This is a genomic window from Cryobacterium sp. 10I1 (assembly GCF_035019805.1).
GTDB lineage: Bacteria > Actinomycetota > Actinomycetes > Actinomycetales > Microbacteriaceae > Cryobacterium > Cryobacterium glucosi.
On sequence record NZ_JASJVF010000499.1, the window covers coordinates 1 to 1,059 of the forward strand.

Genomic DNA, 1,059 nt, shown 5'->3' on the forward strand with positions numbered 1-1,059 from the left:
ATCGGAGCGTCTCCACGTTTTCTGCGCCGAGCACCGAGACGGTGACCGTGACCGGACTGACGAGCGGCCTGGTCGCGACGAGGATGTCGAGCACGCCGTTCACGAGCCCGGCGCTTGCGGAGCCGGCCTCGCCGATGGCGTCGACCACGGAGACGCGGGCCGTCGTTCCATCCGGCACGAATGTGCCGCCGAAGCGGTTGACCGGGCCGATACTCACGAAGACGCCGGCGTCGACCAGGCGTGCGTTCAGGTCGACAGTACCGACGGTGGCCGCGAACGGCAGTGTGAGGGCGCTCGCCGAGTGCACACCGCGACAGAGCCCGGTGATCTGGAACGCGCCCGGCGTTCCCGGCGCCTGCAGCGAGAGCTGGGCGACGCCGGAGATCGTGGCCGCGGTCGTGCGCCCCGCGCCTTCAGGGCCCGTCCATTCCACCGTGACCTGGGTGCCGTCCGGCTCGACATTGCCGAAGCGATCCCGCAGCACGGAAGTCCGGATCGGGACGAGCGTCTGGCCGTCGGCCCCCGCGTTGGCGGCCAACACGGGCTCGACGGGCTCGAGTGAGAAGGGGAGCGGTGGCCCGGCGACTTCGTCGAGGCTGACGCTCGGTCCGGTCACGGGACCGGAAGCGACCCAGACCTGGCCACGACCGGCCAGGGTGCCCGAGACGAGTTCCTGGAAGGCGAGCAGGTGCGACACGACCGCTCCGCTCGAACTCCGCACTCCGACGGGGTTCTCGCGGGAGACCAGCACCGGTGAACCCTCTGCGATGGAATTACCCCAGGCGTCGACAGGGATCGTGACGACCATGGACAGGTCTGCGGCGTCGGCCACGATGGAGCGAGCGCCGACGACGGCCTGTATCGGGCCGACCGCGGCCCCGGGGGTGAGCTCGGTGGCACCCCGCACGACCGTTCCACCGGAACTCGCCACGAGGGTGACGGACCCTGCGCTGCGGGTCAGGGCGACCGGAAGCCGGAATTCCGCCGTGTCGTCGACACTCACGGCGGTGAGCACGAGCTGGCCGAGCGAACCGATCGCGACGAGTTGCACCGTCGCGC

General features: G+C 70.7%; 1 protein-coding gene. It reads right to left on the reverse strand.

Annotated features, from left to right (window positions below; translation table 11 throughout):
- The coding region (locus QN345_RS19380; protein WP_323509157.1) for a hypothetical protein at positions 1 to 1,059 on the reverse strand (1,059 nt) is incomplete at both ends.